The sequence below is a fragment of the Psychrobacter sp. TB67 genome (assembly GCF_000511065.1).
GTDB classification, from domain to species: Bacteria; Pseudomonadota; Gammaproteobacteria; order Pseudomonadales; family Moraxellaceae; genus Psychrobacter; species Psychrobacter okhotskensis.
This window is the reverse complement of sequence record NZ_AYYA01000057.1, coordinates 37,405-57,640: the sequence shown is the minus strand read 5'-3', so window position 1 is coordinate 57,640 and position 20,236 is coordinate 37,405. Positions and strand designations below refer to the sequence as shown.

General features: G+C 42.9%; 17 protein-coding genes. 11 read left to right on the top strand and 6 right to left on the bottom strand.

The annotated features are described in order from the left end of the window. Positions 1-107: 107 nt before the first annotated feature. The 9 genes from nusA to pnp all read left to right on the top strand — a co-directional run bounded on the left by nusA (position 108) and on the right by pnp (position 11,108). Positions 108-1,592 (top strand): transcription termination factor NusA, encoded by a 1,485-nt coding sequence (gene nusA, locus W293_RS0111490; protein WP_025652586.1) that lies wholly within the window; start codon positions 108-110, stop codon positions 1,590-1,592. A gap of 166 nt (positions 1,593-1,758) precedes the next feature. Continuing rightward, entirely contained in the window at positions 1,759-4,485 is a 2,727-nt protein-coding gene (infB, locus tag W293_RS0111480) for a translation initiation factor IF-2 (RefSeq protein WP_025652585.1), read from the top strand. 185 nt (positions 4,486-4,670) lie between these two features. Beyond that, positions 4,671-5,084, top strand: a complete 414-nt coding sequence (locus W293_RS0111475) for a ribosome-binding factor A (protein WP_025652584.1) — start codon at positions 4,671-4,673, stop codon at positions 5,082-5,084. Beyond that, complete coding sequence (truB, locus tag W293_RS0111470) at positions 5,081-6,139, top strand: tRNA pseudouridine(55) synthase TruB (RefSeq protein ID WP_025652583.1); 1,059 nt, start codon at positions 5,081-5,083, stop codon at positions 6,137-6,139. Before W293_RS0111475 ends, truB begins: the two co-directional genes overlap by 4 nt. A gap of 408 nt (positions 6,140-6,547) precedes the next feature. Then, positions 6,548-7,072: a type 1 glutamine amidotransferase domain-containing protein gene (locus W293_RS0111465; RefSeq protein WP_025652582.1), complete on the top strand. Its 525-nt coding sequence runs from the start codon at positions 6,548-6,550 to the stop codon at positions 7,070-7,072. Positions 7,073-7,146: 74 nt separating this feature from the next. Continuing rightward, on the top strand, positions 7,147-7,308 hold the full coding sequence (locus W293_RS17260; protein ID WP_156915649.1) for a hypothetical protein: 162 nt from the start codon (positions 7,147-7,149) through the stop codon (positions 7,306-7,308). 175 nt (positions 7,309-7,483) lie between these two features. After that, complete coding sequence (locus tag W293_RS17375; RefSeq protein ID WP_198015448.1) at positions 7,484-7,657, top strand: hypothetical protein; 174 nt, start codon at positions 7,484-7,486, stop codon at positions 7,655-7,657. A gap of 405 nt (positions 7,658-8,062) precedes the next feature. After that, the gene (gene rpsO, locus W293_RS0111450) at positions 8,063-8,329 is read left to right on the top strand and encodes a 30S ribosomal protein S15 (RefSeq protein ID WP_025652581.1); all 267 of its coding nucleotides are present in this window, start codon (positions 8,063-8,065) and stop codon (positions 8,327-8,329) included. Between the two features lie 658 nt (positions 8,330-8,987). Further along, positions 8,988-11,108: a polyribonucleotide nucleotidyltransferase gene (gene pnp / locus W293_RS0111445; protein WP_037025879.1), complete on the top strand. Its 2,121-nt coding sequence runs from the start codon at positions 8,988-8,990 to the stop codon at positions 11,106-11,108. A gap of 583 nt (positions 11,109-11,691) precedes the next feature. On the opposite strand, the gene W293_RS0111440 is transcribed toward pnp, so the two are convergent. From W293_RS0111440 to W293_RS0111415, 6 genes are all read right to left on the bottom strand, one after another. After that, entirely contained in the window at positions 11,692-12,336 is a 645-nt protein-coding gene (locus W293_RS0111440) for a hypothetical protein (RefSeq protein ID WP_025652579.1), read from the bottom strand. A gap of 200 nt (positions 12,337-12,536) precedes the next feature. Next, entirely contained in the window at positions 12,537-13,457 is a 921-nt protein-coding gene (locus tag W293_RS0111435; RefSeq protein WP_025652578.1) for a haloalkane dehalogenase, read from the bottom strand. Positions 13,458-13,596: 139 nt separating this feature from the next. Then, complete coding sequence (locus W293_RS0111430) at positions 13,597-14,220, bottom strand: hypothetical protein (RefSeq protein WP_025652577.1); 624 nt, start codon at positions 14,218-14,220, stop codon at positions 13,597-13,599. 28 nt (positions 14,221-14,248) lie between these two features. Beyond that, entirely contained in the window at positions 14,249-14,815 is a 567-nt protein-coding gene (locus tag W293_RS0111425; protein WP_025652576.1) for a hypothetical protein, read from the bottom strand. A 145-nt stretch (positions 14,816-14,960) separates the two neighbouring features. Beyond that, positions 14,961-15,218 (bottom strand): YheV family putative metal-binding protein, encoded by a 258-nt coding sequence (locus W293_RS0111420; RefSeq protein WP_025652575.1) that lies wholly within the window; start codon positions 15,216-15,218, stop codon positions 14,961-14,963. Next, complete coding sequence (locus W293_RS0111415) at positions 15,219-17,426, bottom strand: M3 family metallopeptidase (RefSeq protein ID WP_025652574.1); 2,208 nt, start codon at positions 17,424-17,426, stop codon at positions 15,219-15,221. A gap of 600 nt (positions 17,427-18,026) precedes the next feature. Here W293_RS0111415 and W293_RS0111410 point away from each other — a divergent pair. Together W293_RS0111410 and W293_RS0111405 are read left to right on the top strand one after the other, a co-directional pair. Further along, positions 18,027-19,139 carry a hypothetical protein gene (locus W293_RS0111410; protein ID WP_025652573.1) on the top strand — a complete coding sequence of 371 codons (1,113 nt, stop codon included), beginning with the start codon at positions 18,027-18,029 and terminating at the stop codon, positions 19,137-19,139. Between the two features lie 296 nt (positions 19,140-19,435). Beyond that, positions 19,436-20,194, top strand: coding sequence for an endonuclease/exonuclease/phosphatase family protein (locus W293_RS0111405; protein ID WP_025652572.1), 759 nt, complete (start codon positions 19,436-19,438; stop codon positions 20,192-20,194). Positions 20,195-20,236: the final 42 nt, after the last annotated feature.

Genomic DNA, 20,236 nt, shown 5'->3' with positions numbered 1-20,236 from the left:
ATCCATATTTTGACCCCTAAATAGCGTATAACTGACGGTGACAATACAACGTCAATATGCCAATTATAAAATTTAAGTCAATTATAAAATGATAGGACAGGTATAGCATGAGTCGTGAAATCTTAATGGTAGTAGAAACTGTCAGTAATGAAAAGGGCTTAAATCCTGAAGATATCTTTGAAGCGATAGAAGACGCTTTGGTGGTATCGACTAAGAAAAAAGTATATACCGAACAGCCAGAAGTGGCGGTGCGGGTATCAATCGATCGTGCAACTGGCGATTATGATACGTACCGTTATTGGACAGTGGTTGCCGATGAAGACCATGAAATGCCAGCCTGTCAGCTGGCTATTACCGATCTTGATCAAGAAGAATGGTCAATTGGGGATATCAAAGAAGAGCAGATTGAGTCGATTGAATTTGGTCGTATTGCTGCCACCCAAGCCAAGCAAGTTATCATCCAAAAAATTCGTGAAGCTGAGCGTGCGCTAGTAGCAGACGCTTTCGAGCCACGTGTTGGTGAGATGATGTATGGCGAAGTCAAAAAACAGACACGCGATGGCTATATTATTGATCTAGGGGATAATGCTGAAGGCTATCTGTCACGTGATCAAATGCTGCCCCGTGAGCAATTACGTGCAAAATCTCGTATCAATGCCATTTTATATCATGTCAACCGCGAAAATCGCGGTGCACAGTTGCTTTTATCACGTACCCATCCCGAAATGCTCTCAGCTTTGATGCAAAAAGAAGTGCCTGAGATTGCCGAACAAATTATTGAAATTCGTAACGTCGCTCGTTTGCCGGGTACTCGTGCTAAAATAGCGGTCAAAACCAACGATCATCGTATTGATCCGGTTGGCGCTTGTATTGGTATGCGTGGTACGCGTATCCAAGCGGTTCAGCAAGAGCTTGATGGTGAGCGTATTGATGTGGTGGTTTGGTCAGATGATCCAGCCCAATTTATCATCAGCTCTTTAGAGCCTGCGGATGTTAGTAGTATCATCCTAGATGAAGACATGCAGACCGCTGATATCATCTTTAGCACCAACGATCAGTTAGCGCGCGCCATTGGCTCACAAGGTCAAAACGTCCGTCTGGCCTCTGAGCTAACGGGTTATAAGCTCAATATGATGCTAGAAGAAGAGTATCAGCAGCGCCAACAAAACGAATCAAAAGCGTTCATCGAGTTATTTTATGAGCGCTTAGAAGTTGATAAAGATTTGGCCCAAGCGCTCGTCGATATTGGTTTTACCAGTATTGAAGAAGTGGCTTACGTACCGGTCGAAACCTTCTATGACATCGAAGGTCTCGACGACGAAGCGATCGACATGATTCAAGAACGTGCTAAAGAAGTCGTCATCGCTGATGAGCTGGTTAAACAACAGAACATGAAAGAGCCAAGTCAAGAACTGCAAGATCTTGAAGGAATGACGGTCAGTTGGGCTTATAAAATGGCACAAAAAGACATCATTACCGTTGATGACTTGGCAGAACAAGCCGTCTTCGATTTAGAAGATATCGAAGGATTAGATACCGAAACCGCAGGAAAACTCATCATGAAAGCTCGGGAATCTTGGTTCAATGAATAAGCGGTAACTGCATATCGCTGTCTTTTAGTGATATGCTATCGATAATAAAGTGCTGGTATTTATGTCGCATCATCAAATGCAACACAACCATCAGCCTTAACCCAATCATTTGTAGCCAACAACTGAATTGAACATATAGCAAATAATAGACAGTAGGTGATAATAAATGGCAGATAAGACCGTCAAAGAACTGGCAGATATGGTAGGCAAAACCGCAAGTGCTGTACAACAGCAACTGGTGGACGCTGGGCTGCCTGCTCGCGCAGAGGGTGACCTAGTCACCGAGCTTGAGCAAGAGAAGTTGGTGACGTATTTAAAGCAAAGTCATGGTCAGCAAGAAAAGCGTCGTATTAGTCTCAAGTCTAAAACAACGAGCACTGCGCGTGTGACCGGCTCTTCAGGTAAATCGAAGAGTGTCAATGTGGAAGTGCGTAAAAAGAAAGTGTTCGAGAAGCCTGATCCAGAAAAAATGGCTGAAGAATTGGCTGCGCGTGAGCAAGCGATGATCGAATCGCAAGAGCGTGCTGCTAAAGATGCTGAAGAGCGTGCGGCGACTAAGAAAAAAGCCGAAGAACGTCAAGCGGCAACCTTAGCGGCAATGCGTGCAAGCTTAGGCTCTAGCAAAAAGTCAGACGATAAGAATGACGATATTTCTACTTCAGTGGTTGTGAAGAAGGGTGGCAAGGCGACTGTAGAAGTCAAGCCGAAAGAGCAACCGAAGAAAAAAGTCGCGGCGACGAAACCAAAAGTTGAAACCGCCGCTGAGCGTAAAGCTCGCGAAGTACGCGAAAAAGAAGAAAATCGTCTACGCGAAATCGAGACAGAAACACGCCGTGTTCAAGCGGAAGAAGCGCAGAAGCGTACACTTGAGCAAATGCGTAAAATGGCTGGTAAATATACGGACCAGCCTGCTGCGGAAGTTCGTAAAGATGAGCCACTAGCCGAAGGTTTGGTCGGTGACGCACTAGAAGAATCATTCGAAAAAGAACGTCGCGAAATCAAGCGCGGTACTAGTAGTACTAGTGCCCGTGGTCGTGGTCGTCGTAAGAATCAAGACGAGCGTGAAATGAAAAACCGCAAAAACGGTTTACGTTCAACGCAAGCGTCACAGCATAAGTTTGAAAAACCTGTCGAAAAAATCGTTTATGATGTCGAGATCAGTGAGCAAATTACCGTCGCAGATCTTGCCCAACGTATGGCAGTTAAAGCTCGTGAAGTCACTAAATTACTCATGAAAATGGGTGAAATGGCTCGTGAGTCAGATACCATTGATCAAGCGACAGCCAGTCTAATCGTTGAAGAGATGGGTCATAACCCTGTACCAGTCAGCGACACCAAGGTTGAAGACGATTTACAAGTTGCAGTCAATGAGCGCAGCAGTAACGTACAAACGCGTCCACCAGTTGTCACTATTATGGGCCACGTCGATCATGGTAAAACGTCTCTACTAGATAAAATTCGTGAGACTAAAGTTGCCACAGGTGAAGCTGGCGGTATTACTCAGCATATCGGTGCTTACCACGTTAAAACCGATCGTGGTGTGATTACTTTCTTAGATACTCCAGGTCACGCAGCCTTTAGTGCAATGCGTTCACGTGGTGCGCAAGCGACAGATATCGTCGTAATCGTTGTCGCTGCTGATGATGGTATGATGCCTCAAACAGAAGAAGCAATTGATCATGCACGCGCCGCTGGCACACCGATTATCGTTGCTATCAACAAAATGGATAAGCCAAGCGCTGATCCTGATCGTGTCCTTAATGAATTGACTGCTAAAGAAGTCGTTTCAGAAGAGTGGGGTGGTGATACACCAATGGCGCGTATCTCAGCCAAAACCGGTGATGGTATTGATGGGCTATTAGAGCTTATTAGCTTACAAGCAGAACTAATGGAGCTAGAAGCACCGTTAGATGGTGCTGCGCAAGGTGTGGTGATTGAATCAAGACTTGAAAAAGGTCGTGGTCCTGTTGTTAGTGTCCTCGTCAAAAAAGGCACACTAAAGCAAGGCGACTTGGTCTTAGCGGGCGAGTATTATGGTAAAGTCCGTGCGATGACTGATGAACATGGTCAACGTATCCAGTCAGCTGGCCCTTCTATTCCAGTAGAGATCTTAGGCTTGCCTGAAACGCCGGCTGCTGGTAGCGAATTCTTAGTCGTCACTGATGAGAAAAAAGCCCGTGAAGTCGCTGATTTCAGAACCAATCGTGAGCGTGAGCGTCAGCTTGAACGTCAGAACGCCATGCGCTTAGAAAGCATGTTCGATCAGATGGAACAAGGCGATGTGTCATTCTTGAACATCGTACTTAAGACCGATGTCCGTGGTTCGCTTGAAGCGTTACTATCGGCATTGAATGAGCTGTCTACTGATGAAGTAAAAGTCAGAGTCATTAGCTCAGGTGTCGGTCCCATCTCTGAGTCTGATGTTACGCTTGCCGAATCTAGCGAAGCGGTACTGTTAGGCTTCAACGTTCGTGCAGATGCGACCGCACGCCGTAAAGCAGACGCCGCTAACATGGATATTCGTTATTATAGCGTTATCTATGGCTTGATTGACGATGTGAAAGCAGCCATGAGTGGCATGCTTGCGCCTGAACATCGCGAGAAAATCTTGGGTGTTGCTGATGTTCGTGAAGTATTCCGCTCTAGTAAGTTCGGTGCAGCTGCCGGTTGTATGGTGGTTGAAGGCACGATCTATCGCAACAAGCCTATCCGCGTATTGCGTGATGACCAAGTTATCTTTACCGGTCAATTGCAATCGTTACGTCGCTATAAAGAAGACGTCAACGAAGTACGCACTGGTATGGAATGTGGTCTAGCGGTTCGTGGCTATGATGTCGAAGCTGGTGATAAGATCGAAGTCTTTGAAATCCAAGAGTTCGAACGTACTATCTAAGCCTTCTTGTAGCATTGCATTATATGTGCTGAGCAAGTTAAGCTTAGACTACCGTAATAACGATATGCTTAGGCCTAACAGGTACATCCTGCTAGGCCTTTTTTGACAAATATCAGTTCTTCAGCTTATTCGTAAGCCAATATAGCAACCAATAAAAAAAGCTATTTTAAAAACAAGGTAATAACATGAACCAACGTTTACAACGCTTAGCGGATCAAATCCAGCGTGAGCTTGCCGTTCTTATTCGCGACGCAGTCAATGACCCACGTCTGACGGGTTTTGTCACCATCTCTAGTGTCAAGGTCAGCCCAGACTTAGGGTATGCGGACGTCTATGTCACTATCATGGAGCCAGAGCTTAATGATGCGATGACCAAAACCAACCACGAAGAAAGCATCAAGGTACTGAATAAAGCCGCCGGTTTTTTGCGTACCGAATTGAGCCATAGCCTCAAGACTCGTACCACGCCGCGTCTGCGCTTTCATTATGATGAAGTAACGGCTCGTGGCAACTATATGATGGACTTAATCAGTCAAGCGGTTATCAAAACTGAGCAGAATGAAGATGAAGTCGATAGTAAAGAAAATGATGACTCATGACAATGACTAGTCAAAAGACAACGGATAAACAAAAGGTCTCCGGCGTTATCTTAATTGATAAGCCGCAGGGTATGACCTCACAGCAAGTGGTCTCAAAAGTGAAGTATTTGCTTAAGTCTCCTATCCATGACAGCAAAAAAGCAGGTCATACGGGTACGCTTGATCCAATGGCTACCGGTCTCTTGCCTATTTGCATGGGTGAGGCCACAAAGTTTAGCCATTATCAGCTTGATGCTGACAAATCCTATCAAGCGACGATACTGTTTGGTAGTCAGACAGATACCGGTGATGCAGATGGTCAAATCGTTGCACAGGCGGCTATTCCAATATTTGATGAAGCGCTATTAAAAGACGTTGCCCAGCAGTTTTTAGGCGCTCAGCAACAAATTCCACCAATGTATTCGGCCTTAAAGAAAGACGGTAAAAAACTCTACGAATACGCCCGTGCGGGTATCGAAGTCGATAGACCACCAAGAGATATCGTGATCAAAGCAATCGAGTTAAAAGCTATTGATAATGAGCAGGTTCAATTGACGGTGACTTGTACCAAAGGTACTTACGTGCGTGTATTGGCAGAAGATATTGCCAAGGTAATGGGTACATTAGGACATTTAATCGCACTGCGCCGTACGCAGGTTGGCAAGTTTGGTATAGCTGAAGCGACTTCTTTATCAGCGTTAGAGGCGCTATCGTTAGATAAGCGGCAGGCACAAATCCTTCCGATCGATGCGTGTGTTGATATAAAGGCTGAGCTTACATTAAGCGCCGAACAGTATGCCCGTGTCCATATGGGGCAACGCTTGAATGTCTTTGAGCAGCTTACTGATAATTTGCGTGATTATATTTCAACCAGTATTAGCCATCAGCCTTCTGTGTCAGCAAGCAATGCTACCCAATTAGATAGTGAGGTTATTAATAGTGACGATGAACAGCAACCATTAGCCCATGAGATATCAGTTGATATACGCTTGCTAGATGAGCATGGGCAGTTTATTGGCTTGGGTGCTGTTAGTCTTAATGGTCGACTACAACCTAAAAAGTTAATTCAGCGTTAGAATCTTCTTTGCTAAGCTCATCATTGTTCGTACGTTTCGTATGACTGTAAGCCCATGAATCCTCCTAAAACTTACTAACAGTTTACACTAATCACATATCCTCACATTTTATTGCAGGTTTCACCTATGGTGAGACCTGTTTTTTTTGTACAGTAGATACACCAGCTAGGGAAGACTGGATCAAAAATAAACTGGAAAAACAATATAACAATAAAAAATAAGAATAAAAAGTATGTAGAAAGGACATTCTTTAATAAGAAAAAATATGTCAGAGGATGACTATTATTAATGCAAAAATCATTTATCAAATCATAATAAACAACAAAAATTATCGCGCAATAATAAATTCGATTATAAAAACTCAAATGTAAATAAACAGAAACAAGTATAGACAGAAAAGGAAATATTATGAAAACGATCGCTTTTTTACTACACAATAATTTTGAGCAAGCAGAATACGAAGACGTTAATAACCAGCTGAAAGACAAAGGTTACAAGACCCTTCTGATCACTACTAATGAAGATAAAGAAGTGCAAGCTATGCAGCAAGATGTAAATAAAGGTGATACCTTTACTGCTGATATCTTCGTAAAAGATGCAAATGTTTCCGATTATGATGCATTGGTATTACCAGGTGGTACGGTCAATGCGGATACCATTCGCGGTAATAAAGAAGCCCATGATATTATCAATGCTATCAATGATGCAGGTAAACCATTAGCTGTGATATGCCACGCTCCTTGGGCGCTTATCAACACGGGCATTGCTAAAGGCAAAACACTAACAGCCTATCATACGCTGCAAACCGATCTAGAAAATGCTGGTGCGACGTACGTCGACAAGACTGTACAAGTCGATGGCAATTTAATTACTTCGCGTAATCCAGACGATATCAGTAACTTTGTCGATGCTATCGATAAAGCATTGTCTTAAATTTTGCTTCATTTATTGAAAGATGAAAAATTAAAAATTCTCAACTATTTATAATTACAATTAAGGAAAATATTATGTCTAACTCTAACCCAAATGATGCTGAACTTGAGCAACAACGTGCTGAATCGGCAACCGCCGCTCTTAAGAGCCAAACTGAAAACAACCATACCGAAGAATCAGAAGCGGCCGCTGATCGCATCGCTGATAATTTAGAGAATGCAAAAAAAGATAAATAAAAAGGCTCTGCGTTATGTAGCGGTCTACGCTATTTAATGTAAGCATTATTTTATATAAACATTATTTCGTTGAGTCTTTACGCATTGATTCGAATATTCATAAGTTTGAATGCTAATAAGTATGAACGGTGCGGTAAAGAGTTCACTTAATGAAAATGCTAATCTAGGAGTCATTATGAGTAATTCATCAAAAAACATGGATTCACAAGAACAAGAGATTGAAAAGCTAGCAGAAGATATCAACCCTAGCGAAGATGCTAGCCCTGATAGCTTAGCAGAAGCCACTACAGCCCCTCTTGCTGATGACGAGCTAGGTGGAAATGCAAACGAAGATGACGTGAAAAAGTAAGTCATTAGACTTTTCTAACAATTTATCAGGATCTTGCAAAATTATAGCTGTTATATAAGATTTCTGAATCGATGAATTCTATCGGCATAAAACTATTATGAAAAACTGCTGCTAGTTCAGCAGTTTTTTGTTATAATTGCCGTCACATTTAATAATGCTTTTAGATTAAGCCGATTATTTAGCTCACTGCTCGAAGCAGATTAATGAGTTGAGTGAATTTTTGCTGATATCTGGCTTATTTTTAAATGGTTTTATCATACATTGGGCTTGTCGTACACTAGGTCAACTCTAGTAATGCAGGGTTGTCCTGAATGGCGCACAAGTTACTTTATTTACTATTCTATTGCTTGTAAGATGGCTTAATTTGAGTACATCTTGGAGCTTTTAGCATTGCCGGAGATATTTATGCTAACTAATACCGATCGTGAACAAATCATTTCTCAGTACCAGCGCGGCGAAAACGATACTGGTTCTCCAGAAGTTCAAGTAGCTTTGTTGAGCGCACGTATCAACGATTTGCAGAACCATTTTAAAGCGCACAAAGCTGACCATCATAGCCGTCGCGGTCTTATCCGTATGGTTAACACGCGCCGTAAATTGCTTGATTACCTAAAAGGTAAAGATCTTGGTCGTTATACCACCCTTATTAGCCAGTTAGGTCTACGTCGTTAATTTAACGACAATAGTACGAGTGGTCGCTAAAATAACAGATGCCATCTTATGGCGCTATTTCAGATTTTTTGCTAAACCGCTTGGAACTTGCTTGTTGCTATCGATAAAATAGATTTTCTCTAAAACGGTGTGGAATAGTTTCACGCCGTTTTTTTATGCTTGTTAGTATGGATGATCGCGCTCGAGTGTTTAGATGATATAACGCTACCATATTTTGCAAAAATAACCGTTAATTTAATATCTAATATAGGCCATCATTCAGGGCGATTTATAGACAATAGCTCTGTTTTGCAATTAATTGGTCAATGCCTATAAATCACTGTAAAATAATGTCTTGTGAGCTTTATAGCATTGCTACTATTCGTCACAGTAGAGCAGTAAAGAGATAGTGAATACCATAGATGTATGGTTTCTACTGGGTATAAGATTTAGCCGTATTGGAAAAAAACCGAATTTGAACAACTAAAAATATGTAATAGTACGATGTCTACTATAGACAAATGCGTAAGATAAGTAGGTGACACTATCAGCCTGAGCAATAATACTTATAGAAAAAAGACTTGTTGATCAGTAGCTAGATAAAAAGAATTTTAATGACAGATATCAGCGTGTTTATAACGTTGATGTTATTTTCGTCAGTCAACATTAGGAAGACTATATGACAATGTTTAACACTATTAAGCGTGAATTCCAGTACGGCAACCAGCAGGTTGTTATCGAAACTGGTCGCGTAGCACGTCAAGCAAACTCTATTTTGGTTCACATGGGCGGCGTTACCGTACTAGTAGCAGCAGTGGTAAAGTCTGACCCTAAAGAAGGTCAAAACTTCTTTCCATTGACCGTGAACTATCAAGAAAAAATGTATGCTGCCGGTAAGATTCCAGGCGCTTATGGCAAACGCGAAGGTCGTGCGAGCGAAAATGAAACGTTAACGTCACGCTTAATTGACCGTCCGATTCGTCCGCTATTCCCTGAAGGTTATGTCAACGAAATTCAAATTACCGCAACGGTTATCTCATCAGATAAGACTCAATCTGCCGATATCGCAGCCCTCATTGGTGCTTCAGCCGCATTGGCGATCTCTGATGCGCCATTCAATGGCCCTGTCGCTGCGGCCCGTGTTGGCTTTATCAATGGTGAGTACGTACTAAACCCAACGCTTGAACAACTTAAAGAAAGTGACCTTGATCTAGTGGTTGCTGGTACTAAATCTGCAGTGCTAATGGTTGAATCTGAAGCGGCAGAGCTGTCTGAAGATCAGATGCTAGGCGCGGTATTATACGGTCATGAGCAACAACAAATCGTTATTGATAACATCGCTTCTATGGCGGAAGAAATCGGTACGGCTAAGCAGCAGTACGTCGCCCCTGTACGTGATGCAGCGTTAGAGAGCAGCATGAAAGAGCAGTTCGGCGAGCAAGTGGCTGATGCTTATACGATTACTGATAAGCAAGAGCGTTATACTAAGCTTGATGACATTAAGCAATCCATTATCGATGCGCTTGCTGGTGATGCGGAATCTGAAAATTATGCTGATACCGTTTCTGAATTAAAAGAAATCTATAACGATCTTAAATATCGTACGGTTCGTGACAATATCTTGTCAGGTAAGCCGCGTATTGATGGTCGTGACCTTGAGACCGTTCGTGCGCTTGACGTGCAAGTTGGCGTACTACCATACACGCATGGTTCAGCGCTATTTACTCGCGGTGAGACCCAAGCATTGGTTACTACGACTTTAGGTAACAGCCGTGATGTCAATATGATTGACTCATTAGCGGGCACTATCCGTGATCATTTCATGCTGCATTATAACTTCCCGCATTTCTCTGTTGGTGAAACGGGTCGTGAAGGTATTCCAAAACGTCGTGAAATTGGTCATGGTCGTCTAGCACGCCGCGGTGTACAAGCGATGCTACCGGACAGCGAACGCTTCCCATACGTCATCCGTGTGGTATCAGAGATTACTGAATCAAACGGTTCTTCTTCTATGGCCTCTGTCTGTGGTGCCAGCTTGGCATTGATGGATGCAGGCGTACCGATTAAAGCACCAGTTGCTGGTATCGCGATGGGTCTCGTAAAAGAAGGCGAGCGTTTCGCTGTATTGTCAGATATCTTAGGTGATGAAGATCATCTTGGCGATATGGACTTTAAAGTGGCTGGTTCTAAAGACGGTATCACTGCGCTTCAGATGGATATCAAAATCGAAGGGATTACTCCTGACATCATGGAGCAAGCGCTAAAGCAAGCCCATGCCGGTCGTATCCATATCCTAGACGCGATGAATAAAGTATTGCCAGAGAGCCGTACTGAAATTAACGCCCATGCCCCTAACTATGCAGTTATCGAAATCAATCCGGATAAAATCCGTGACGTCATCGGTAAAGGCGGCGCGATGATTCGTCAGCTAACTGAAGAAACTGGTGCCGTTATCGATATCGATGATGGTGGTACGATTCGTATCTTTGGTGAAAACAAAGCAGCAACCAAAGCCGCTATCGGTAAAATCGAAGCATTGACTGCTGAAGTTGAAGTCGGTAAAACTTACGAAGGTACCGTTGCTCGTATCGTTGATTTCGGTGCATTCGTAAATGTCTTGCCAAATACTGATGGCCTCGTACATATCTCGCAAATCGCAGAAGAGCGCGTAGAGAATGTCTCTGACTATCTAAAAGAAGGTCAAACCGTTAAGGTACTCGTACAAGACGTGGATAACCGTGGTCGCATTAAGTTGACTATGAAAGGCGTTGAGCAGGGTTCAACCTCAACTGCTGAATAAGTATTTTTTTGGTTGATGTCGCTTAGTACAATTTTGAAAACCGCTCTGATTTATTCAGAGCGGTTTTTTTTGTGGCTTAATAATTATTAAATAGTCATTTCCATTTGTGTCAGGTTGAATATTGCTATCTCTATCCAATCTATAGTCAAAATATCTTAAAAACGCGACGGTATTGCTGATATCAGTTTTTTGTAGTCTCTGTCTGCGCAGCCACAGCGAGCAAGAAAAATGTCTATCAGCAGTGCGTGATATATCGATATTACTCTTTACTCGCTACATTTAATGACATTGCCTTTTAATAAAATCATACCTAAGCAACGGACAATAAAAAATCCAACGCCAAACGCTTATAGTAGACGTTCAACATTGGATTAATAAAATTCTAGACTAGGGCGTATCTTCAATTCAAGCGCTTGTATCTAAATGGCCTAAAAATAGCTAAATTTTGCCAAACATCGTCAAATAGCTGATTAATATCTCGATATTATTTGCGCTATTTTCCTCGTTTAACGGCAATTTATTTCATTTTTATGACCATTTTTGAAATGAGGACACGCCCTAACTGGCTAATTAGCCAGAGTAATCATTCCTGATCCAACTTGTCAATCATACCTTGGTATTTCTCTTTTTTTGCAGCGATTTTTTTGCGTCTCTCTTCAGCAGTCGCGACTAAATTTTTTGCGACGTCTAAGCTCTTATCAAAGGCCGCTAATTCAAGATCTACCGCATTCAACAGTTTACCAAGCATCATAGCCGTTGCTTTTTCAGAGACATCGTGAGTCATCCCACTAGCGTCAGAGGTAAAGTCATCTTTGAGTTTTGAGGCCCATTGGTAAATACCTGCCATAGTAATGCCAGATTTATCCTCTTGGTCAGCGCCGTCTTTTTTACTAGCTTTATCTTTTTTGCTGGACTTGCCGTCTTTAACCATTTCATCGTCTTCATTTGACTTAGACTCTTTATCAGCGCTGCTAGCCTTGTCTTTTTTGTCAGATTTCTGCTCTTTTTCAGAATCTTTATTCTTACTTGATTTCTCTGACTTGCCCTTTTTAGCAGCACTGTCCTCTGTACCTTCTTCGTAGTCATGCTCAGTGTTGTACTCTTCAAAGTCGCCGTCCTCAAATACCACGGTATCATCTTTGACCACTTCTACGCCAGTAACGGCTTTGTTGCCTGTAGGGTTTTTCTTATTTCCAGCATTACTATTTTTTGCATCATTGTTTGACATGATTTATTATCCCTATTTGTATTTTGAGTAAAAAGTATTTGTAGTAGACACTCATAAATACTAAGCCAAGGCTGTTTTTTAATCAATATACGGATATAAATCTACTGTTTAATGTCTACAGGAAAACACATGTCATGTTATAAACGCTTAAATAGTCACACTAATGTTGTAGGCGATAACGAAGAAAATACCAAATTTTATTAATAATTGCTGAGAGGATTATCAGCAATAAACTCAACCAGCAGCTCTGCTACTTTTCCCCCTTGATCTTCTTGCAAAAAATGACCAGCGTTATTAACTGTGGTATGGTTTTGACCTTTCGTTCCCGGTATCAGCTTTTGCATGATTCGATCGCCACCAGCCGTGACAGGATCAGAATCACTAAACAGCGTAATAAATGGCTTCGTCCATTGGCTGAGCTTACCCCAAGCCGCCCGATTATTCTCTGAGGCAGGATCATCTGGCGTGGTGGGGACAAGAAGCGGAAACTGTCTAGCGCCTTCTTTGTATGACTCATCAGGGAAAGGGGCGTTGTACGCATCGATAACCGCCTGCGATAGCTCGGTAGTGGTGCCGCTCTTAATGATGCCTCCGACATGAAACTGTGGGGTGTCCTGCGAGAATTGCTGCCACTGGCGAAAGCTCTCTCCGGGATTATGATCCCCAGTGGGCAACATAGTATTGCCAGCTGCTACCCGAGAAAATTTTTCGGGATTATCGGCGACTAAGCGCAGACCGATTAGGCCGCCCCAATCTTGACAAAAAAGCGTGATGTTTGTTAAGTCTAATTGATCAAGCAGCGATTGCATCCAGTCGACATGGCGCTGGTAAGTATAGTCAGTACGTGCCGCTGGCTTGTCCGAGCGTCCAAAACCAGGTAGGTCTGGAGCAATAACGCGATATCCTGCGGCGGTCAATATCGGTATCATTTTGCGATAAAGATAACACCACGAAGGCTCGCCATGTAGCAACAGTATAGGCTCAGCGTCTTTTGGACCTTCATCGAGGTAATGTACGCGCAGTTCACCGCCTTCACCATCATCAACCATGAGATAGTTCGGCGCAAAATCGTAATCGAGTAGGTTGGCAAAGTATGAATCGGGGGTTCTAAGCGTTTTCATAGGGTATCCTTATCCTGATGATAAATAATCGTGCATTTGCAAACAGCCGATGCCAATTTAGCATAGCACTGACGCCACTATCTGTTGCATATCTTTTGAGTACTATGGCGTCCTATAAACACACTCTACAAATCGCCAATTAGCTTACGATATCAATGCTCTTAGGCACATGCACGTCAATACGTAGCTTAGGTAGATCTTGTAGTTGCTGCCTCAGTAAAGGCAAGATATCGAGATACCAGTCTAATGGCAGTGAGTTTGCGACGTTGGGTTCATTGAGGGACAAGCTACCAGCTGAAAAGTTCTTAGATGAAGGTTCGTTAGATGAATTACTTATATTACTACGTAGCCGATTATCGATAAGTGGGCGAGCGAGTAGGGCAGCTCTGCGGATACCATGATAGCGAACAAGGGGGATAAGCTGGTGATGTAAGTCGATTAGAGCGTCAGTAAGCCAGCGTGTGCGTGTCGGATGATAAGGATGATCTGAGATAACAAGGTTGGCAATATAACTGGGTTGATTGCCATTACTGCTGATGCCAAGGCCAGCCTGCTCACGTGTACGCTTATGCAATAAACAGCTACCAGCACTTAAACTACCGTCACGACACGCGCGATAATAACGTTGATAGTTATCAGGGAATAACGTTTTAGCTCGAGTAAGAATAGGGTCGAGTAGTGTACCAGCAGTATTAACCGGTAAGATAAGCAACTGGGCACTGCTATTTAAAATAGGGGCGTGCGTCAATTGTAAATTCGCCATAGTCAGCCCCTTTAAAAAAATTATGTATTCATTCTACTTTAGTCTGTCCGGCGTTTTCTGCTTCTAATTGTGCGATTTGTTGTTCAATCAGCGCAATTTGATCTTCCTTCATCTCAGTCAGCTTTTTATTCATTGCCAATTGCTCAGCCGCCAGTTTTTCTTGGGCAGCAAAGCGTTTGCGCTCATCTTCTAAGCGATCAATCTCTTCTTTGGCCAAGCTATCGGTTTTTGGTAAAGGGGCGTTTAAGATAGCAGCAGGCTTCGGCACTTGAATGGTCAAGTCAGTGCGCGTATCAGCATCGTCAGAATTTTGATCAATGACAGCATTTTCATTCTGTATAGCGTCATCATTATTGGCCTCGCTGAGGACGTTTTCTACTGGCATAGTAGCTTGCGTAGCTTCAGTTTGCTCAGAAATTGACGGTGAGCTGCTGCTGGTTTTATTATTCTTAGGCACAGATTGTGCCCAAACTAAATAGCCGATAGTAATAAATAGCAATACTAATATAATCGCCATCCAGATTTTACGACGTGATTTAGCGGCTTTCACTTTTGCACGTTTGCTTAATAAAGGATGCTGTTTTTTATTTTTCATACTACGGTCAATTTATGTCAAAGATATAAGTAGTCATACTATAGCAAACTCAAAATAAAAAGCCTATCTATTGCTAGATAGGCTTAAAATACTGTTAAATGATAAAGCACTTAAAAGCTTTTAGATATGACTATTATTTGTTTGCTTAAGTTTTAAACTTTACCGTACCACTGGTACCTGTAGACATCGCATCACGAGCGAGCTGGTCTTCAGCATGATTTTTGGCACTGATGGCATCAGGGTCAGGGCGATGCTCTGTATGACCACACTGGGTACATTCGATATACTCGTCTGGTGCAGGCGTGACAATATTGACTTGTACCACCGCATCCAGCGCCTGACATTTCGGACAGCGAACACCCGCTAAAAAACGCCGCTTTGGACGTGACGATTGATAACGCATTTAAATCACCTCGCGATTGCTTTGAGCATTGGCGGCATCGATATTTTTAACATCGCTAAAGCCACTGTGACGCAATAAGGCATCGATGCTGGCACTGCGACCACGGAAGTTTTCAAAGTTGGTCTTGGCGGGAAAACTACCACCAACCGACAAGATACTCTCGCGGAAAGCTTTACCAGTGACAGGGTTAAAAATACCCTCTTCTTCAAACTTACTAAAAGCGTCTGCAGAGAGCAGCTCCGCCCATTTATAAGAGTAATAACCTGCCGCATAGCCTCCCGCAAAGATATGGCTAAAACCATTGGCAAAGCGGTTATAGTCAGGCGTTTGCATGATGGCAATGTGGCTACGCACGGTATTTAGTGTTGCTAAGATACCGTTATAATCAAGCGCTGGCGTCTGTGCATGAATTAATAAATCAAAAAGTGCGAACTCGATTTGACGCAAGGTTTGCATGCCGCTTTGGAAGTTCTTCGCTGCCAATAATGCTGCGAGCTTATCTTTAGGCAGCGGCTCACCAGTCTCGACATGGCTACTAATCAGCGCAATCCCTTCGGCATCCCACGCCCAGTTTTCCATAAATTGGCTCGGCAGCTCGACCGCATCCCACTCGACACCATTGACGCCAGCGACATCGCCCACTGTTACTTGGGTTAAGAGATGATGTAGCCCATGACCAAACTCATGGAACAAGGTCAGCACTTCATCATGAGTCAATAAGCTCGGTTTGCCATCGAGGGCAGGCGTGAAGTTACCGACCATAAAGCAAACCGGTAGCTGTTGATGGTCTTGCTCATCATAAGTATAACGCGACTGAAAACCACTCATCCAAGCACCACCGCGCTTACCACTGCGGGCAAATAAGTCAAAATAAAAGCCACCAAGCAAGTTATCGTCAGCATCAAACAATTGGTAGAAGCTTACATCGTCGTGCCAGCGCGATACGGATGTGCTTTCACTGTCTATCTTATCACTATTTTGCTCTTGGACTTTGATACCGTATAAACGCTCAACGATGTCAAATAAGCCGTTAATGACTTTTGGTAATGGGAAGTATGGACGTATCTCTTCTTGCGATAAACTAAATTCGCTTTGTTTTACTTTTTCAGCGATATAGGCACTGTCCCATGGCTGCAAATCATCAATACCATAATCTCGTGCATATTTTTGTAATTGTGCTAAATCCTGCTTAGCGGTTGGGGTCGCTTGCGTGGCCAAATCGCGTAAGAAGGTTTCAACTTCCGTTACGCTATCTGCCATTTTGGTCAATAGCGAAACTTCTGCATAATTATCAAAACCTAATAGCTTGGCTTTTTGCTCACGTAATTGTAGGATTTGACCCATGATATCGGCGTTATTCAGCGATGCGCCTTTGCTATCGGTGTGCTCATCAAATTCAGAGGCGCGGGTGACATAAGCGCGATACAGCGTCTCACGCAGACTGCGATCGTCCGCATGAGTCATAATGGCAAGGTAAACAGGAATATTTAAACTTGCCACATAGTAAGGCGTCGGCAAAGTATCGATATCCGCTTGGGTGAGGGCACCGCTGGCAAGTTCGCGGGTTTTATATTGCTCACCTGCATCGGCCAATAGGCCCAGCCCACTGTCTGTCAAGCCCGCCAATTGCGCTGACTCTAATGGCAATGCATAGGCTTGCGTCGCGTCTAATATATGGTCTGAAAAGGTCGCCGACAGTGTTGACAGCTCACTTTGAATAGCTGCAAATTGTTCTTGCTCAGCTTTAGGTAGCGCCACGCCTGACATCTCAAAGCTTCTAAGCGCCAACTCAATAGCACGAGCGCGTGCAGGCTCAAGCGCGGCAAAGAACACCTTGTCATTCACAATGGCTTGGTAGCGGCTAAATAATGGCTGATGCTGCCCTACACGAGTGCCATAAGCAGACAGCTTAGGCAACAGCTCATGATGAACATGGCGAATCTCATCATTGCTCATCACGCTATTAAGATGTGACAAAATGCCCCAACTGCGATCCAAAGCCAGATTGATATGATCAAAGTTCATCACATCACTCAGAGCTTGCTCAGCAGTGATATCAGCCGCATTAGTATCATTTTGCGTCGTTGCTGACAGCGTATCCAAAAAGCCATTGGCATCATCAATAGCGCTCATGACTTGGCTTTGTAGTGCACTTGAAGAAACGTTGTCAAAATCGACAAGGTGTAAATCTGGAGAAAGGGTAGTCATAAAAGTATCCGGTATGAGTAATTAATAGATAAAGAGTATCAATGGTTGTTAATGTGAGGTTGTTCTTATATAGACAGTTTTATATGGGGTGAATTTTCTGACAATATCTATTGGTTGCAAATCGACTGATTCATCTTATAAAAATTATTTTATTCTATAAATTCTATCTAAAGGGTTATCTAAATGATGGGTATTATGCCGCGAGAATACAACCCGCTTCACTCATAATACATCATCCACAATACAATCAATGTTTACTTTGCTAGTAAACCTAGCGTTTAACTACAGATATCAAATCTCACATACAATATAGATTGCTCTGCTTACAAAGTGTCATCATTTGCTTTCAAATCAGCCCTATAGCACGTGAGATTAAGTTGGTAGCATCGTAGTGGTACTTCTTTCTAAAGAAGGATAAACCAAACCCTTAGCTAGAAAAAGATAAAAGTTGGATAAGAAATTTATAAAAAGAACTTGATCAAGGAATGCTGAGGTTCTGTATTAATTATTACCGTAAAACTCATTGAATTTTGATAATTCATATAAAAGTATTTCTACTCATAAGATCAATAACTAATAATAAAACAAGGAGCAATATTTATGAAAGCGACTCTCAAAAGTTTACGCGAAACCAAGGCTAATCCTGCGGTCAGTATTTTTGTTAAAACTCACCGCGAACATCCTGATAATGACAAAGATCCTATCGCCCTTAAAAACCAGTTAAAAGTTGTCGAAGAGCGTCTCACCAAAGAGTACGATAAGCGCACAGCAACGACTATTTTGGACAACATTCACGCCAAAACTAATGAGCTAAACCATAATTATAACCTTGATACTTTAGCGATATTTGCCAGTGTTGATGACGTACAAGTAATTCGTATGCCGATTGATACGACCGAACGCGTGGTCATTTCAAACAGATTTGCTACTCGTGATTTGGTTCGCGATATGGCAAGCGCGGTACATTACTATACAGTGGTACTGACCCGTGATAGTGCCCGCTTGATTGAAGCATCTAATGATCGCGTTGTTAGAGAGCTTGATAAAGATGATGACGTGCAAAACAATATGGAAAGTATTGCCTTTCCTATCGAGAATAACGGTCTGTATACAACCAGTGACGGTGGCTCTGACCGTTCTGCAAGTAACGAAAGCAGTCATTTAAAAGAGTTCTTTAACCAAGTGGATAAGAGCGTACAAGAGCTGTGGGGCGAGCATAAAATGCCTCTCGTCATCGTCGGTGACGCAAAAAATATCGGCTATTATAAAGAAGTATGTGACCGTCCAGAAAACATCATTGCCACGGTATCAAACGCCACCAATCTAGAAGATGGTAGCGCCCAGCATATCGTCGATTGTGTACAAGAGGCGGTAGAAGAGTACCGTACTTCATTACACCAAGCGGCCATGGGTGAAATTGATAAAGCTCGCGGTGCCAATATGTTGCAGACTGACTTACAAGAAGTCTATCGCAGCGCCTTCCAAGGAGCGGGCGAGACCCTCTATGTGCGCCGTGGTTATATACAATCTGCCAAGATTGACGAAAAAGCACAGACTTTAAGCATCGCTAATGATGCTGCTGCAGAAGGTGTCACAGATGATGCGATTGGTGAAATCATTGAGCACGTGATTCACAATGGCGGTGAGGCTGTGTTTATGCCGCAAGACATCATGGGCGAAGACCAACCGATTGCTCTGGTGACCCGTTACTAATTTTAGTCATATTGGCTGCTAATGACATGTACTTATGAATTAGCCATTGGTAACGTATCGGTATAAGATGAGAGCATTGGTTCGATACGAATCAATGCTTTTTTGACTGAATGGCTATCAGGTCTTATGGTTAGTAATTTCAATCATCAAGCTGTACTTGCCTGCTGTTGGCTATGATTCTAAATTAAACCACTATAAATTAAACGGTGAGTAAACGCCCTTTTAAAGTTACTGTCATTTTAACGTCATCCACTTTAAACATGACTCCCATTTTTTACACGACGACTGATACATTTATGACTAATACAAGCTCTTTTGTTCTAACCAGCTATAACATTCATAAAGGCATGTCGCCTATGAATCGGCAAGTAAAAATGCAAGGTATTGCCCATGCGCTTGAGGGTATAGGCTCGGACGTTCTGTGTTTGCAAGAGGTACAAGGTCAGAATCTTAAGCGCAATATGCAATACAACGAATATCCTGATCAATCACAGCATGAATGGTTTGGCGAATATCTACAGCTGCAAAACAGTTATGGTAAAAACTCAGAATATGAAAACGGTCATCATGGTAATGCCGTGCTCAGCCGCTTTCCGTTAGATCCAAAACATAACGTCAATATTACGGTAAATAAATTGGAGCAGCGTGGGGTCTTACATTGTGAGGTGCAGCCAGTAGGTTGGGAGAGACCGGTCGTAGTATTGTGCGCGCACTTAAATTTGTTTGAGCGGGATCGTCTTAAGCAGTATGAGGCCATTGCCAATTATGTGCGCAATGAGATTGCCCCTGATCAACCGCTGATCTTAGCGGGTGACTTTAACGATTGGAAAAAACTGTCTTGTGATAAGCTGGCGTCCAGTCTCGGCATGACCGAAGCTTTCAAGCATTGTCATGGCAAGCTGTCACCTACCTTTCCAGCTAAGCTACCGGTGCTCAGCTTAGATCGTATCTATGTGCGTAATTTAAGGGTTAAAGATGCATGGGTGCACACTGGCAAACCGTGGTCAACGCTGTCCGATCACTTGCCCATCAGTGCAGAGCTGGTGTTGCCATAAGCAGAGAATTCACTAAAAATAAAACAATAGCAGCATACAAGG

Bases quoted from the DNA above. Each gene is read 5' to 3' on its own strand.
- nusA (WP_025652586.1), top strand. From the start codon at position 108: ATGAGTCGTGAAATCTTAATGGTAGTAGAAACTGTCAGTAATGAAAAG.
- infB (WP_025652585.1), top strand. From the start codon at position 1,759: ATGGCAGATAAGACCGTCAAAGAACTGGCAGATATGGTAGGCAAAACC.
- W293_RS0111475 (WP_025652584.1), top strand. From the start codon at position 4,671: ATGAACCAACGTTTACAACGCTTAGCGGATCAAATCCAGCGTGAGCTT.
- truB (WP_025652583.1), top strand. From the start codon at position 5,081: ATGACAATGACTAGTCAAAAGACAACGGATAAACAAAAGGTCTCCGGC.
- W293_RS0111465 (WP_025652582.1), top strand. From the start codon at position 6,548: ATGAAAACGATCGCTTTTTTACTACACAATAATTTTGAGCAAGCAGAA.
- W293_RS17260 (WP_156915649.1), top strand. From the start codon at position 7,147: ATGTCTAACTCTAACCCAAATGATGCTGAACTTGAGCAACAACGTGCT.
- W293_RS17375 (WP_198015448.1), top strand. From the start codon at position 7,484: ATGAGTAATTCATCAAAAAACATGGATTCACAAGAACAAGAGATTGAA.
- rpsO (WP_025652581.1), top strand. From the start codon at position 8,063: ATGCTAACTAATACCGATCGTGAACAAATCATTTCTCAGTACCAGCGC.
- pnp (WP_037025879.1), top strand. From the start codon at position 8,988: ATGACAATGTTTAACACTATTAAGCGTGAATTCCAGTACGGCAACCAG.
- W293_RS0111440 (WP_025652579.1), bottom strand. From the start codon at position 12,336: ATGTCAAACAATGATGCAAAAAATAGTAATGCTGGAAATAAGAAAAAC.
- W293_RS0111435 (WP_025652578.1), bottom strand. From the start codon at position 13,457: ATGAAAACGCTTAGAACCCCCGATTCATACTTTGCCAACCTACTCGAT.
- W293_RS0111430 (WP_025652577.1), bottom strand. From the start codon at position 14,220: ATGGCGAATTTACAATTGACGCACGCCCCTATTTTAAATAGCAGTGCC.
- W293_RS0111425 (WP_025652576.1), bottom strand. From the start codon at position 14,815: ATGAAAAATAAAAAACAGCATCCTTTATTAAGCAAACGTGCAAAAGTG.
- W293_RS0111420 (WP_025652575.1), bottom strand. From the start codon at position 15,218: ATGCGTTATCAATCGTCACGTCCAAAGCGGCGTTTTTTAGCGGGTGTT.
- W293_RS0111415 (WP_025652574.1), bottom strand. From the start codon at position 17,426: ATGACTACCCTTTCTCCAGATTTACACCTTGTCGATTTTGACAACGTT.
- W293_RS0111410 (WP_025652573.1), top strand. From the start codon at position 18,027: ATGAAAGCGACTCTCAAAAGTTTACGCGAAACCAAGGCTAATCCTGCG.
- W293_RS0111405 (WP_025652572.1), top strand. From the start codon at position 19,436: ATGACTAATACAAGCTCTTTTGTTCTAACCAGCTATAACATTCATAAA.